At 72.1% G+C, this 13,784-nt stretch carries 11 protein-coding genes; 7 read left to right on the top strand and 4 right to left on the bottom strand.

Annotated elements, in window-relative coordinates; translation table 11 throughout:
- Positions 1 to 8: 8 nt before the first annotated feature.
- On the bottom strand, positions 9 to 1,328 hold the full coding sequence (locus OHA72_RS17980; protein ID WP_327008969.1) for a TIGR04013 family B12-binding domain/radical SAM domain-containing protein: 1,320 nt from the start codon (positions 1,326 to 1,328) through the stop codon (positions 9 to 11).
- Between the two features lie 127 nt (positions 1,329 to 1,455).
- Between OHA72_RS17980 and OHA72_RS17975 the strand changes: the two genes are divergently transcribed.
- Positions 1,456 to 2,880, top strand: a complete 1,425-nt coding sequence (locus OHA72_RS17975; RefSeq protein ID WP_327008968.1) for a dihydrolipoyl dehydrogenase family protein — start codon at positions 1,456 to 1,458, stop codon at positions 2,878 to 2,880.
- On the opposite strand, the gene OHA72_RS17970 is transcribed toward OHA72_RS17975, so the two are convergent.
- Together OHA72_RS17970 and OHA72_RS17965 are read right to left on the bottom strand one after the other, a co-directional pair.
- On the bottom strand, positions 2,881 to 3,771 hold the full coding sequence (locus tag OHA72_RS17970; protein ID WP_327008967.1) for a glycoside hydrolase family protein: 891 nt from the start codon (positions 3,769 to 3,771) through the stop codon (positions 2,881 to 2,883).
- Positions 3,772 to 3,789: 18 nt separating this feature from the next.
- On the bottom strand, positions 3,790 to 4,722 hold the full coding sequence (locus OHA72_RS17965) for a sulfotransferase family protein (protein WP_327008966.1): 933 nt from the start codon (positions 4,720 to 4,722) through the stop codon (positions 3,790 to 3,792).
- A 94-nt stretch (positions 4,723 to 4,816) separates the two neighbouring features.
- On the opposite strand from OHA72_RS17965, the gene OHA72_RS17960 reads away from it, so the two are divergent.
- Positions 4,817 to 5,713 (top strand): ParA family protein, encoded by an 897-nt coding sequence (locus tag OHA72_RS17960; RefSeq protein WP_327008965.1) that lies wholly within the window; start codon positions 4,817 to 4,819, stop codon positions 5,711 to 5,713.
- A 13-nt stretch (positions 5,714 to 5,726) separates the two neighbouring features.
- The gene (locus OHA72_RS17955; RefSeq protein ID WP_327008964.1) at positions 5,727 to 6,128 is read left to right on the top strand and encodes a hypothetical protein; all 402 of its coding nucleotides are present in this window, start codon (positions 5,727 to 5,729) and stop codon (positions 6,126 to 6,128) included.
- Between the two features lie 679 nt (positions 6,129 to 6,807).
- Here the strand turns inward: OHA72_RS17955 and OHA72_RS17950 are convergent.
- Entirely contained in the window at positions 6,808 to 9,057 is a 2,250-nt protein-coding gene (locus OHA72_RS17950) for a HelD family protein (protein WP_327008963.1), read from the bottom strand.
- A 106-nt stretch (positions 9,058 to 9,163) separates the two neighbouring features.
- On the opposite strand from OHA72_RS17950, the gene OHA72_RS17945 reads away from it, so the two are divergent.
- The 4 genes from OHA72_RS17945 to OHA72_RS17930 all read left to right on the top strand — a co-directional run bounded on the left by OHA72_RS17945 (position 9,164) and on the right by OHA72_RS17930 (position 13,733).
- Complete coding sequence (locus OHA72_RS17945) at positions 9,164 to 10,171, top strand: glycoside hydrolase family 5 protein (RefSeq protein ID WP_327008962.1); 1,008 nt, start codon at positions 9,164 to 9,166, stop codon at positions 10,169 to 10,171.
- A gap of 12 nt (positions 10,172 to 10,183) precedes the next feature.
- On the top strand, positions 10,184 to 11,410 hold the full coding sequence (locus tag OHA72_RS17940; protein ID WP_327008961.1) for a PucR family transcriptional regulator: 1,227 nt from the start codon (positions 10,184 to 10,186) through the stop codon (positions 11,408 to 11,410).
- 209 nt (positions 11,411 to 11,619) lie between these two features.
- A complete protein-coding gene (locus OHA72_RS17935; RefSeq protein ID WP_327008960.1) occupies positions 11,620 to 12,783 on the top strand; it encodes an acyltransferase domain-containing protein in 1,164 nt (387 codons plus the stop codon).
- Positions 12,780 to 13,733 (top strand): beta-ketoacyl-ACP synthase III, encoded by a 954-nt coding sequence (locus OHA72_RS17930; protein ID WP_327008959.1) that lies wholly within the window; start codon positions 12,780 to 12,782, stop codon positions 13,731 to 13,733. Before OHA72_RS17935 ends, OHA72_RS17930 begins: the two co-directional genes overlap by 4 nt.
- The last annotated feature ends 51 nt before the right edge of the window (positions 13,734 to 13,784 follow it).

Genomic DNA, 13,784 nt, shown 5'->3' with positions numbered 1-13,784 from the left:
CGTAAGGGTCAGCAGGTCTCGCCGGACGGTCGGATTTCGGCGACCGGCAGCAGGGTGCGGCTGCGGCCGGGCCGCGGGTACTCGACGGCCGCGGCGGCGAGACGGTTGGCGTGCTCGCGCTGCTTCTGCCAGTGCCCGTACAGCGCGCCCTGCTGCGCGAGGCGGGACACGGCGCGGATCGTCTCCGGGTCGACGTCGCCGGGTGGGGCGTCCCGCCACGGCGTGCCGGGCAGCGGCATGAACACGTGCGAGTGGATCCGGGCGCCGAGACCGGCGAGCTCCTGGGCGAGCCGCAGCGACGCCGCGGCGTCCTCGGGGTCCTCCCCCGGCATCCCGAAGATCATGTCGACGTTGATCCGGAACCCCTCGGCGATGCCGATGCGCACTGCCCGCCGGACCGACTCGACGTCGTGCCCGCGTTTCGCGGCCGCCAGGACCCGCTCGGAGCCGGACTGCGCCCCGACGATGAGGTTGTCGTTCGCGCAGTACCGCTTGACGAGCCGCAACGCCTCGACGGTCATGTGCTCGGGGCGGATCTCGCTCGGGAACGACCCGAAGAACACCCGCCCGTCCGGCCCGATCCCCTCCTTGCAGCTGGCCAGGAGCTCCTCCACCGCGTCGAGGTCCGGCTCCTCGCCGTCGGCGCCGTAGGACAGCGACGTCGGCGTGATGAACCGCACGTCGCGCTTGCCGAACTCCCGCATCCGGTCGACGTGCCACCGCACGTTCTCGACGCTGCGGTGGCGGAACTTCGCGGAGAACATGAACGGCGTCTGGCAGAAGCGGCACGCGTACACGCAGCCGCGGGTGATCTCGATCGGGTTCATCCGCTTGTACGTCAGCGGGAACGCCCGGTATGTGCCGAGCGGCTCCTTGTGTGCCTTGCCGGTCCGCACGAGGCGGCCGGTGCCGTCGCGGTACACCAGGCCGGTGATGCCCGCCGGGTCGCCGCCGCCGTCGACGAGGTCGAGCAGCGTGCGCTCACCCTCCCCGACCGCGGCGATGTCCCAGCCCGCGTCGAGCGTCTGCACCGGCTCCGCGGTCGCGTGCACGCCACCGGCGAGGTGCATAGCGCCGGGTGCCTGCGCCTTGATGGTCGCGAGCTCCTCGGCGAGGGCGGCGGCGTCCGGCGAGTAGAACGACCACAGCACCAGCTTGCGGCCCTGCCGCGTGGTGATCGCGTCGATCGTCGCCTGCGCCGACTCCGCGAACACCACCTCGTACCGGGTGTCCGTGACGTGCTCCTCGAGGGCCGCGAGCAGCGTGTGGAAGCCGTACGTCACCGCCTTGCGGTACCGCAGGATCAACACCAGGTCGCTGCCGGTCACCGGCTCATCCTGCCAGGACCCGGCCGTCCGGCAGGAGCGGGGGACGGCCCGCGGTGACGCTGTGGCGGGTTCGAGCCGGCCTGCCGGGGAAGTCACAGCAGGCTGGCTTCGAGCATCGGAGGGTCCAATGGCGAACAGGGATGATGCTTTCGACGTGGTGGTGATCGGTGCGGGGCCGGTCGGGATCATCGCCGCCGCGCGCGCCGCGCGGGGTGGCCTGACCGCGGCAGTGGTCGAGGAGCGCCTGGCCGGCGGCGAGTGCGAGTACTACGCGTGCGTACCGAGCAAGGCGCTGCTGTGGCCGATGGAGCTGGCCGCCGAGGTCGCCCGGATGCCGGGGCTGCAGCTGCGCGGTCCGATCGACACCGCCGCCGTGCTGGCCCGCCGTGACGAGACGGTGTCCCACCGCGACGACGGCCACAACGTGAACGTGATCGAGAAGTTCCCGGCGGAGTTCGTGCGCGGACATGGGCGCCTGGCCGGTCCGTTGCGGGTGGAGGTCACGCTGCCGGAGGGCGGCACCCGGGCGTTGCGGGCCCGGCACGCCGTCGTCGTCGCCACCGGCAGCAGCCCCGCGATCCCCGGCATCCCCGGGCTGGCGGAGGCCCGTCCGTGGACCAACCGGGAGGCGACCAGCGTGGAGCGGGTGCCGGAGCGGCTGGTCGTGCTCGGCGCGGGGCCGGTGGCCTGCGAGATGGCCCAGGCGCTGCACGCGCTCGGCGCCCGGGAGACGACCGTGCTCGTGCGCGGTGACCGCCTGCTCACCGCGGCCGAGCCGTTCGCCGGTGAGCTGGTGGCGCGCTCGTTCCGGGAAACGGGCATCGACGTGCGCTTCGGCCTGCCGGTCACCCGGGTCGAGCGGCGTGGCGCCGGCGGCCCGGTGACCGTGCACACGGCCGACGGCGGGCGGATCGAGGCCGACGAGATCCTCGTCGGCACCGGCCGCCGCCTGGCCGTGGACGACATCGGCCTGGACACGGTCGGGCTGCACCCCGACGGGCGGATCGAGGTCGACGCGAGCATGCGGGCCACCGCCGTCGGGGACGGCTGGCTGTACGCCGTCGGCGACGTCAACGGCCGCAACCTGCTCACCCACATGGGGAAGTACCAGGCCCGGGTGTGCGGCGACGTGATCGCCGCCAGGGCCACGGGCGCGCCCGAGGACGCGCCCGGGCTGCGTGACACCGCCGACGACCGGGGTGCTCCCCAGGTCGTGTTCACCGAGCCGCAGGTGAGCATGGTCGGGCGCACCGAGGCCCGGGCCCGCGCCGACGGTTTCGCGGTGCGCACCGCCGAGTACGACATCGGCGCCGTCGAGGGCGCCACGGTCCGCGGCGTCGGCTTCACCGGCCGGGCGAAGCTCGTCGTCGACGAGGACCGCCGGGTCCTGCTCGGCGCCACCTTCGTCGCCCCGGACATGGCCGACATGCTGCACTCGGCGACCATCGCCGTGAACGCCGAGCTCACCCTGGACCAGCTGTGGCACGCCGTGCCGCCGTTCCCGACCGTCAGCGAGGTCTGGCTGCACCTGCTGGAGCAGTGCGGCCTGTGACTAGGCGGTTAGCTGGACGGTTTCCGTGCGCAGTTCGTGGGCGCCGTCCTCGCGGGTGACCTCGTAGTACAGGCGGCCGGGGACGGCGGTCAGGTAGCGCAGGCCGTGCGGCGCGTGCGGTGAGCCGCACGGGCCGGCGGCCGACGCCGTCAGCGGCGAGAACAGCCCGTCGGCCTGCAGGGTGCCCTGCGCGGTGCCGGTGCGCTCCTCCCAGTTCTCCCCGGCGGTGGCGCGGCCGTCGTACGTGGCGCTGAGCACCCCGTCGCGGACGTCCACGGCGCTGAGCCGGACACCGCGGGCGTCCCAGGTGCCGGGGCGCGGGGCGAGTGCCACGCCCTGCCACGCCCAGTCGATGCCGTCGGGGCTGGTGGCGTACCAGGTGGACATGCGGTCGGCGTGCTCGGCGGTCTCCAGGGGGTGCACGGAGGCCCACAGGTGCCAGCGCCGGCCGTCGAAGTGCAGGACCGGGTCCTTCACGCCGGCCTCGTCGGAGCCGGGCAGGACCGTGATCGCGGGCGCCTCCCCCAGCTTCTCCGGCTCGTCGGCCTCCAGCAGGTCGACCCGCCAGTGCTTCGTGCCGGGGGTGGCGACGCTGACGTACAGCCGCCACCGTCCCTCCGGGGTGACCACCAGTGCCGGGCGTTCCAGGGAGGCGCCGCCGAAGCGTTCCTTGGACACCTCGGAGACGGTGGTGAAGTGCACGCCGTCCGAGGACCGGGCCACGACGTTGGCGTAGCCGCGGCCCTCGCCGATCGGCCTGCGCAGCCGGTACGCCAGGAACACCGACGATCCGGCGGTGATCGCGCTCGGTCCACCGGCCCAGTTGCCGGGGCCCGCTTCCGGGGGGCTGACGACGATCTCGGAGCCGGTGCGGCGGGGCAGCTGTGGCACGTGCGGATCTCCAAACGCTCAGTGGTAGTTGCTCGCGTGGTCGAGGCTCAGCCAGTCGGCGTACGACTCGCCGGACACCTCCTGCAGCAGTTCGATCTCCTCGACGAACCGGGGCAGCAGCGCGGCCCGCTGCTCGGGGGTGACCTTCGGGCGGCGGCCGTGCTGGCGGTGCAGCAGCGCGAGCAGCGGCCCGCTGAACGCGTGCCGCACCGGCACCGGGAAGTGATGCCCGATCCTCCCACCGTTGCGCAGCAGGAACCGCAGACCCGCGTTGACCCGCGTGTCGGCCACGTAGTGGCGCACGTTCTCCGGCGGGATCTGCGCGACGTGCCCGGTGGCGACGCCCAGGAACGCACAGACCCGGTCGACGGTCCCGGCGGGGTCGTCGCGCAGGTCCCGGTAGCGCAGCAGCAGGATCTGCTCGCGGGGGAAGTACTGCAGCAGGTGCCGCAGCTGGCTGCCGTACCGGCCGAGGGCGGTGTAGTGCCAGAAGTCCGCCCAGCCGGCGGCGGTGCGGGCCGGCTCCAGGGCCACGGCCTTCTCGAAGTCGGCCTCCGGCTCCAGCCCGGCGCCCCACAGGTGCGACCAGTTCGAGTGCGCCCGGTCGACCGGGTCGCGCAGCAGCAGGACGATCCTCACCGCCGGGACCAGGCGCCGGATGCGTTTGTGGGATTCGAGGTCGTACAGGTAGAACGGCGTCGCCTCGCCCCGCAGCGTGCCCGGGGGTGCCGGGTCGAACAGCGCCTCGTACTCCTCCCGCCGCCACACGTGCTCCTGGTAGGTCTGCCGGTCGCCCGGCCCGCCGCGGTCCGGCGGCGGCCCGTCGGAGAGGAAGAACTTGGGTTCCTTGACCTCGGGCAGGAAGAGCTGCGGGTGTCGTACCAGCGCCGCGTGCAACGCCGACGTGCCCGCCTTCGGCACCCCGGCGACCAGGAAGTCCGGCAGCGCCATCACAGTCCCCTTTACCCATCGGGTCAGTAGGAATACAGCCTAACCGCCACCATCGAGGGACGACAACGGAGCGTGCCGATGTCATGCTGCTGCGATGAGCGTGGTCTCAGTGATCAACTACAAGGGCGGGGTCGGCAAGACCACACTGACCGCGAACATCGGCGCCGAGCTCGCCGCCCGGGGCCGCAAGGTGCTCCTCGTCGATCTCGACCCGCAGTCGAGCCTCACGTTCTCCTTCTACCGGCCCGCCGAGTTCGAGTCCCGGCCCACGGTCCTGCCGTGGTTCGAGGGATACCTCGCCACCCGCGTCGCCGAGCCGCTGCACAAGTACGTGGTGAGCCCGCGCGAGGTCAACGCCGTCGTGCAGCCGCTGGGCGGGCAGCTCGACCTGCTCGCCGGCGACCTGGGCCTCATCGAGGTCGACCTGAACCTGGCGGCTGCCCTGGGCGGCGCCCGTCTGCAGACCGGCAACCCCCGCTACCTGCCGGTGCACCGGCTGATCGCCGACGCCCTCACCGACCGCGCGTTCCACGGCTACGACTCGGTCCTCATCGACTGCGCACCCAACTTCAACATGGTCACGCGCACCGCGATGGTCGCCAGCGACCACGTCATGGTGCCGGCCCGCCCCGACTACCTCTCGACCCGCGGCATCGACTACCTGCGGGCCCGCATGTCCCGCCTGGTCGAGGAGTACAACGCGGTCGCGCCCCACCCGATCAACCCGGAGATCATCGGCGTGGTCTACACGATGGTGCAGTACACCGGCTCGGGCCCGCTCATCTCGCAGCGCACCTCGGTCAACGAGACCTCCCGGATCGAGATCCCCGTCTTCCGCCAGACCGTCCGCGACAACAAGACCGCCGTCACCGACGCCGGCGAACGCAGCCTGCCCGTCGTCCTCGCCCCGCCCGGCACCGCCTCGATCGAGACCCTACGATACGAGTTCCAGCAGCTGACCAGCGAGTTCCTGGCGCGCACCAGGATCTGAGGAGCGTCTTGCGATGACCGACCCCGCCGACCTCGCGCACGACGTGCTGCTGAAGGTCGCCGCGTTCGTCAAGTCCCTGCCGGCCGACCAGCTCGCCGACCTCGCCTCGGGCGTCTCCCGCCTGTCGCTGGTACCGCGCGGCGGCCGGCCCACCACCCCGGCGCCGTCGCGTCCCCTGTCGAAGCCGGTCGCCGAGATCGAGACGATGCTGGCGGAGATCGGCACGCGGGCGGCGGCGGTGCAGTACCTCAACGATGAGCGACTGACGGTCGCCCAGCTCCGGGAGCTGGCGAAGGTGCTGGGTGTGGCGTTGCCCAGCAAGGTCACGAAGGACGGCATCACCACGAAGATCGTGGATTCGGTGGTGGGCCGGCGTCTGGATTCGTCGGCGATCGATCGGATGGTTGCTCGCTGATCCCGTTTCACCCCCCAGGATCGTGTGGTCGTCTTCCTGTTGAGCGTCCGTTTGGGGGTACGCCGCTTGGAGTGGTTCCTGGTGTCAGTCCTCGGGGCTCGGTGGTTTCGCGCAGCCTCCGGCGGCGCGGACGGGTAGCGCGGTCACCGTCCGTGCCGTAGTTGCGGTGATCCCAAGCCAGGTCCGAACTCACATGATCCAGCGCCGTCGGGCGCATCATTCGGTGCTACAACACCGTTTTCAGTCAAAGAGCGAAGACCATCGATCACTAGACCGGGGAGTACCAGCACTCGGACGGCGATCTTCCGTCCCGGCCCATGATCGAAGGACGGCGGTGGTCGTCCGGGCGACCACCCGGAGCCTTCGATCATGAAGGGGGCGAGGCTGGATCTTGGTGCGCACCTTGAGCGCTCTCCGATTTGGGTGATTTGCGATGGTTTTGATACCAGCGGCGGTGTGGCACCACCGAATGACGACCTCGACGGCGCTGGACCATGTGAGCGCGGACCTGGCTTGGCATCACCGCAACTACGGCACGGACGGTGACCGCGCTACCCGTCCGCGCCGCCGCAGGCTGCGCGAAACCACCGAGCCCCGAGGACTGACACCAGGAACCACTCCAAGCGGCGTACCCCCACGCGGACGCTCAGCAGGAAGACGACCACACGATCCTGGGGGGTCAAGAACGACGATGCCTCCCAGAAGGACGGCTACGGTCGGCACGCTCATCGAGCAACGCCGCCGTCCGGTGCAGCACCTCATCCCACATCGGCACCGGCACACCCCCGACCACCATCGCCGCGAGATCCTCGGCGAGCCGGTCCACCTGCGCCATGTCCACCGTCGGATCAGCGTCCGGTTCGACCACGACCCGCTGCCGCGGAATCCGGGACGTGACATCAGCACCGGACTCGATCGGCAACGGATCACCGGCGCACACGATGTCCAGGTACCGGATCGTGCGGGTCAGCGCCACGAACAGCAGCCGGTGCCCCCGGTCGTCCTCGGCGACGATCTCCTCCGGCTCCACGACGATGACCGCGTCGAACTCCAGCCCCTTCGCCTCCTGCGGGCTGACCAGGTTGATCGCGCGATCCAGCTCACCCTGGTCGGCGCGGCCCCACTGCAGGTCGTTGGCGTGCAGGGCGAACTCCAGCTCGGCGCGGCAGGCGGCCGGGCAGACGATGCCGACGAAACGGCCGCCGAGGGCGTGGTCCTTCGCGATGAGCGCGGCCCGGCCGGCGCGTTCGGCGGGTTCGACGACGTGGACGCCGGGGTCGGCGGGGCCCTCGCGGACCGCCCTGGTCGGCTCGACGTCCGGGGCGGCGACGGGCAGGAGCTCCGCGGCCAGCTCGTACACCTGGCGCGGGACCCGGTAGCCGTAGCGGAGCCCGACGACGACCTGCGGCAGCTGTGAGGGCAGGTGTTCGGTGACCTCACCCCAGTGGTCGCGGGCCCAGGCGCCGGTGGACTGGGCCAGGTCGCCGACGACGGTGAGGGAGCCGGTCGAGGAGCGGCGGGCGACGGCGCGCAGCTGCATCGGGGAGAGGTCCTGGGCCTCGTCGACCACGATGTGCCGGTAGCGGCGCGACACCCCGTTGAGGAGCTCTTCGAGCTCGTCGAGCAGCGGCAGGTCGGTGTTGCTCCAGATCTGCTCGGAGAGCTTGTCGGCGCCGCGGCGGTGCAGCAGGGCCAGCTCGGCGGGGGTGAACTCGTCGGCGGCGGCGTTGGCGAGCCTGGCCTGCGAGCCGAGCAGGGTGCGCAGGAACGCGGCCGCAGACTGCAGCGGCCACAGGCGTTCCAGGAGGTTCTCGACCGGGCCGAGGCGTTCGGGGTCGGTGGGGCCGCCGCGGCCGCGGACGAGGTCGGCGAGCTGGGCGCGCAGCCGCTGGCGGCGTTGCGCGTAGGGGCCGCCGGCCTGGCGGGCGGAGGCGACGGCGGCGGCCACCTCGACGCCGGAGAGGGTGACGAACGCGCCGTCGAAGAGCAGGCGTTCGGCGGGTTCGGGCGTGCCGACCCGGTTCTCCAGGGCGCGGGCGAGCAGGCGGGCCATCCTCGCCTCACCCTTGAGCCGCCGGGTCTGCGGGTCCTCCGGCCTTCCCCGCTGTACGGGCGGGGCGAGCTGGTCGATGTCGAGCTGCGCCACGTCCTGGTCGCCGAGGCTCGGCAGGACGGTGCGGATGTAGCGGGTGAAGGCCGGGTGCGGGCCGACGACCAGGACGTCCTGCGGGCGCAGCCGGTCGCGGTGGTTGTACAGCAGCCACGACACGCGGTGCAGGGCGACGGCGGTCTTGCCGGTGCCGGGGCCACCCTCGATGACGAGCACCTGGTCCAGGGGTGAGCGGATCAGCCGGGACTGGGCGCCCTGGATGGTGGCGACGATGTCGGTCATCGTGCCGGTGCGGCCCCGGTCGAGCTCGGCGAGCAGCGCGCTGTCGGGGCCTTCGAGCTCGGCGACCGCCTCGGCCAGCCGGGCGAAGACGACGTCGTCGAAGTCCTGGATCTGGTTGCCGGTGCACTGGAAGGTCCGCTTGCGTTGCAGGCCGCGGGGGTCCTCGTGGGTCGCCTCGTAGTAGAGGGCGCCGATCGGGGTCTGCCAGTTGACGACGAGGACCTGCCGGGAATCGTCCAGGACGGTCTCGCGGCCGATGTAGAAGGTGTCCTCGATGTTGGAGGAGCCGCCGGGATCGGCGGGGGTGCAGTCGATCCGGCCGAAGGCGACCTGCTCCTCGGGCGCGGCGAGGGCGTCCTTGCGGTTGCGGCGGAACAGCGCGAGGCGGCGGCCGGCGCCGGCGTTGGCGGCGGCGTCGGGGACCTCGCCGAGCTCCGCGCGGACGCGTTCGCGGTGCTTGCGGGCCAGGTCGAAATGCTGCTGCTCAGCCGCCAGCTCAGCCGACTTGGACGCCACGGGCCGCCTCTCCGCGATCATGCACACGGTACGTGATCTCCAGATTACCCGGGGGCAGGGACTGCGGTCGATACTGTTCTTTCCCGCCTTGACGGTTCGCCGGCAAACGGGCGGGTAGCGGCGGGCCGTGCTGATCAGAGCGGCGTTCCTCGCCCTGCTGCTGTCATTGCTCGGCGCGGCGTACGTCTCGGTGGAGCCCGCCTACGGGGCGACCGGGATCAAGGCCACCGGCGGGCATCTCGTGGAGGCGAACGGGGAGCGCCTGGTCCTGCGGGGGGTGAACCACGGGTACTACTTCGGCAAGGGACCCTCGTCGGTGTTCGCCGACATCAAGGCATCCGGCGCCAACTCGGTGCGGGTGGCGCTGTCCAGCGGCACCGGGTTCCCCGCGACGCCCCCGGCGGAGGTCGCCGACGTCATCGGCCGGTGCCGGGAGAACCGGCTGATCTGCGTGCTCGACGTGCACGACACGATGGGCTACGGCACCGAGCCGGGCGCCGCGACGATCGCGCAGGCCGTCGACTACTGGCTGACGCTGCGCAAGGTGCTGCTGCGGCAGGAGTCCTACGTCATCATCAACATCGCCAACGAGCCCTCGGGGCACGCGGTGAACGTCGACTGGATCGGCGACACGAAGACGGCGATCCAGCGGCTGCGCTCCGCCGGGCTGCTGCACGCGATCATGGTCGACGCGCCGAACTGGGGCAACGACTCGTTCCACGTCATGCGCGACCACGCGGCTGAGGTGTTCGCCTCCGACCCGGAGCACAACACGATCTTCGACGTGCACATGTACGGGCCGTTCAACACCGCGCAGAAGGTCTCCGACTACCTCGACGTGTTCGTGCGGCAGCGGCTGCCGATCGTCGTCGGGGAGTTCTCCTCGATCCACCAGTACGGCGACCCCGACGAGGACGCGATCATGGCGTACTGCCAGCACCACGACCTCGGGTACCTCGGCTGGGCGTGGAGCGGCAACAGCCCCGAGTACCACTATCTCGACATGGTCGACGGGTTCCGGCCGGCGAAGCGGACCGACTGGGGGCGGCGGCTGATCGACGGCCCGGACGGGCTGCGGCAGACCTCGAGGGAGGCCGGGATCTATGGCGGGTTCTGGTTGGCGGCCAGACGATGAAAAGCTGTGCGGGTGACGAACCAGGAGCGGCCGGAAGGGCGTTACGGCGGGAGGAGCCTCGAGGCGAGCGTGCGCTCGATCGAGCGTGCGGCCGGCGCCCTCGCGACCGCGAGCGTGGCGCGGATGGACGAGACGTTGCCCTGGTTCCGGGAGCTGCCGGCCGACCAGCGGGCGTGGGTGATGCTGGTCGCGCAGGCCGGCGTGCGGTCCCTGGTCGAGTGGCTGCGCAACCGGCAGGAGGGCGGCGCGCTGCCGCCGGACAACTCCGACGAGTTCTTCGACGCGGCACCCCGGGCCCTGGCCCGCTCGATCAACCTCGGCCAGACGGTCCAGCTGATCAGGGTGACCATCGAGGTCGTCGAGGAGCAGCTGCCGCACCTGGCGGCGGCCGGCGAGGAGTCCGGGATCCGCGAGGCGGTCCTGCACTACAGCCGGGAGGTCGCCTTCGGCGCGGCCCGGGTCTACGCGCGGGCCGCGGAGACCCGGGGCGCCTGGGACGCGCGGCTGCAGGCGCTGCTGGTCGACGCGCTGCTGCGCGGCGACTCCTCCGACGTCCTGGCGAGCCGGGCGGCGGCGCTGGGCTGGGCGGACGCGCCACCGGTCGCGGTCGCGGTCGGCCGGTCGCCCGGCGGGGAGGCCACGGCGGTGCTGCACACCGTCTACCGGGCGGCGCGCCGCATCGGGGTCGAGATCCTCGGCGGGGTGCACGGCGACCGCCTGGTCGTGGTCCTCGGCGGCGCACCCGACCCGATCGCGGCGACCGAGCGGCTCCTGGTCGGCTTCGGCGACGGCCCGGTGGTGGTCGGCCCGGCGGTGCCGTCGCTGGACGAGGCGACCGAGTCCGCCCGGGCCGCCCTGGCGGGGTTCCGGGCCGCGCCCGCGTGGCCGGCCGCGCCCCGCCCGGTGGCCGCCGCCGACCTGCTGCCGGAGCGCGCCCTGGCCGGCGACGCGGAGGCGCGGCGGATCCTGCGCCAGGACATCTACGGCGCCCTGGTCCGCGCCGGCGGTGAGCTCCTGGAGACCCTCGACGCCTTCTACGCCGGCGGCGGCGTCCTGGAGAGCGCCGCCCGGGGGCTGTTCGTGCACCCCAACACCGTCCGGTACCGGCTGCGCCGCATCGGCGAGGTCACCGGATTTGTTCCTTTGGTACCACGTGACGCGTTTGCCCTGCGGATCGCGCTGACGATCGGCAGACTGGACCCGTTCGCGCCCGCACCGTCGAGCCCGCCGCCGCAGTGACACATGTCGCACCCCGCACCGGTGACGCACATCGCAGCCACAGTGACGCAGGTCGCAGCTGAGGTGAACGAAGGGTTGCGGTGGGTGACGGCGAGGTTCTGTTGGGGCAACACCACGCAATCTTTTGTAGAGTTCCTACAAACGACGTGGTCCACTTTGGTGCGTAGCGCTACCCGCGCGATTGCCCGGAATCCGGAAAAGTCATAGACGTGCTCGCTGTACTCGCCCCAGGGCAAGGCTCCCAGAAACCCGGCTTCCTGACACCGTGGCTCGCGCTGCCCGGCGCGGAGGCCCGTCTGCGCTGGTGGTCGGTCCTCGCGGGGGTCGACCTGGTGCACCTCGGCACCGAAGCCGGCGCCGAGGAGATCAAGGACACCGCCAAGACCCAGCCGCTGCTCGTCGCGGCCGCGCTGCTCACCGCCGAGCAGCTGCCGACCTACGACGCCGGCGTCATCGCCGGCCACAGCGTCGGTGAGCTCGCCGCCGCGACCATGGCCGGAGTGTTCAGCTCCGAGGCCGCCGTCACCCTCGCCGCGGTCCGCGGCCGGGAGATGGCCGCCGCGTGCGCCCTGGAGCCGACCGGGATGAGCGCGATCCTCGGCGGCGACCCCGACGAGGTGATCGCCACCATCGAGGCCGCCGGACTGGTGCCGGCCAACCGCAACGGCGCCGGCCAGGTCGTCGCCGCCGGCTCGCTGCCCGGGCTGGAGAAGCTCGCCGCCGCCCCGCCGGCCCGCGCCAGGATCATCTCGCTGCAGGTCGCCGGGGCGTTCCACACGCCGTACATGGCGCCGGCCGAGGAGGCCCTGGCCGCGATCTCCGCGGGCGTCACCACCGCGAACCCGACCCGGACGCTGCTGTCCAACCGCGACGGCGCCGCCGTCGACCACGGCCCGAGCATGCTGCAGCGGCTGGTCAGGCAGGTGACCGCGCCGGTGCGCTGGGACCTGTGCATGGCCGCCCTCGTCGACCTCGGCGTCACCGCCGTGATCGAGCTGGCGCCCGCCGGCACCCTCGCCGGGCTGGTCAAGCGGACCATCAAGGGCATCGAGATCGTCACCGTCAACACCCCGGACGACCTGGACGCCGCCCGCGACGTGTTCGCGCGGCACGGCGGCCCGCCACCCACCCACGAGCCGCACCCGCAGTTCAGCGTCGTGCTGTCGACGGCGGCAGGCACCTTCACCCCCGCCGACGGCCTCGTCGAGGGCGCCGAGGTCGGCGACGGCCAGCGTATCGGCGCCGTCCAGACCCCCCAGGGACCGGTCGACGTCACCGCGCACAGCGCCGGGACGCTCGCCGAATGGCTCGTCACCCTCGACGACCCGGTCGCGCCCGGCCAGCCGCTCGCCCGTATTGGAGACCAGCTATGAACCAGCCCACCGGGTCGAAGATCCTCGCGTTCGGGCACTACCAGCCGTCGCAGGTGGTCACCAACGACGACCTGTCCAAGGTGATCGAGACCAACGACGCGTGGATCCGCGACCGGGTCGGCATCGCCGAGCGGCGCGTCGCCGGCAGCGAGAGCGTCGCCGACATGGCGACCGCCGCCGCCGGCAAGGCCCTCGCCGCCTCCGGGCTCACCGCCGCCGACATCGACCAGGTGATCGTCGCGACCTGCAGCTCGATCGACCGCTGCCCCAACGTGGCGACCCGGGTCGCCGCGAAGCTCGGCATCATGGCGCCTGCCGCGTACGACCTCAACACCGCCTGCTCCGGGTTCTGCTACGGCCTGGCCGGCGCCGATCACGCGATCCGCGCCGGCGCCAGCCGCAACACCCTGGTCATCGGCGCCGAGAAGCTCTCCGACGTGGTCGACTGGACCGACCGCACCACGGCCGTGCTGTTCGGCGACGGTGCCGGCGCCGCGGTCGTCACCGCCACCTACGAGGGCGAGGAGACCGGCGTCGGTCCCGTCGTCTGGGGTTCGGCGCCCGAGAAGGGCGACGTGCTGAAGATCGAGGGCTGGCGGCCCTACATCAAGCAGGAGGGCCAGGCGGTCTTCCGCTGGGCGACCACGGCCATCGCGCCGTTCGCGCAGGCCGCCCTGGACCGGGCCGGCGTGCAGGGCAAGGACATCGCCGCGTTCGTGGCGCACCAGGCCAACACCCGCATCATCGACGGGATCGTGAAGCGGCTCGACCTGCCCAACGCGATCATCCTCAAGGACCTCGTCGAGTCCGGCAACACGTCGGCGGCCAGCATCCCGCTGGCATTGTCGAAGGCCATCGAGCGGCGTGAGGTACCTTCGGGCGCCCCCGTGCTGCTGTTCGGCTTCGGCGGCGGCCTCACGTACGCGGGACAGGTCATCCGCTGCCCCTGAGGTTCTGCTCAGCGGTCCGTTTTGTTTCAACAGCGTTCGACTTTGCGTCGA

It is taken from the genome of Dactylosporangium sp. NBC_01737, assembly GCF_035963215.1.
Classification (GTDB): Bacteria; Actinomycetota; Actinomycetes; order Mycobacteriales; family Micromonosporaceae; genus Dactylosporangium.
The sequence above is the reverse complement of the archived record's forward strand: the minus strand, read 5'-3'. Positions and strand labels throughout refer to the sequence as shown.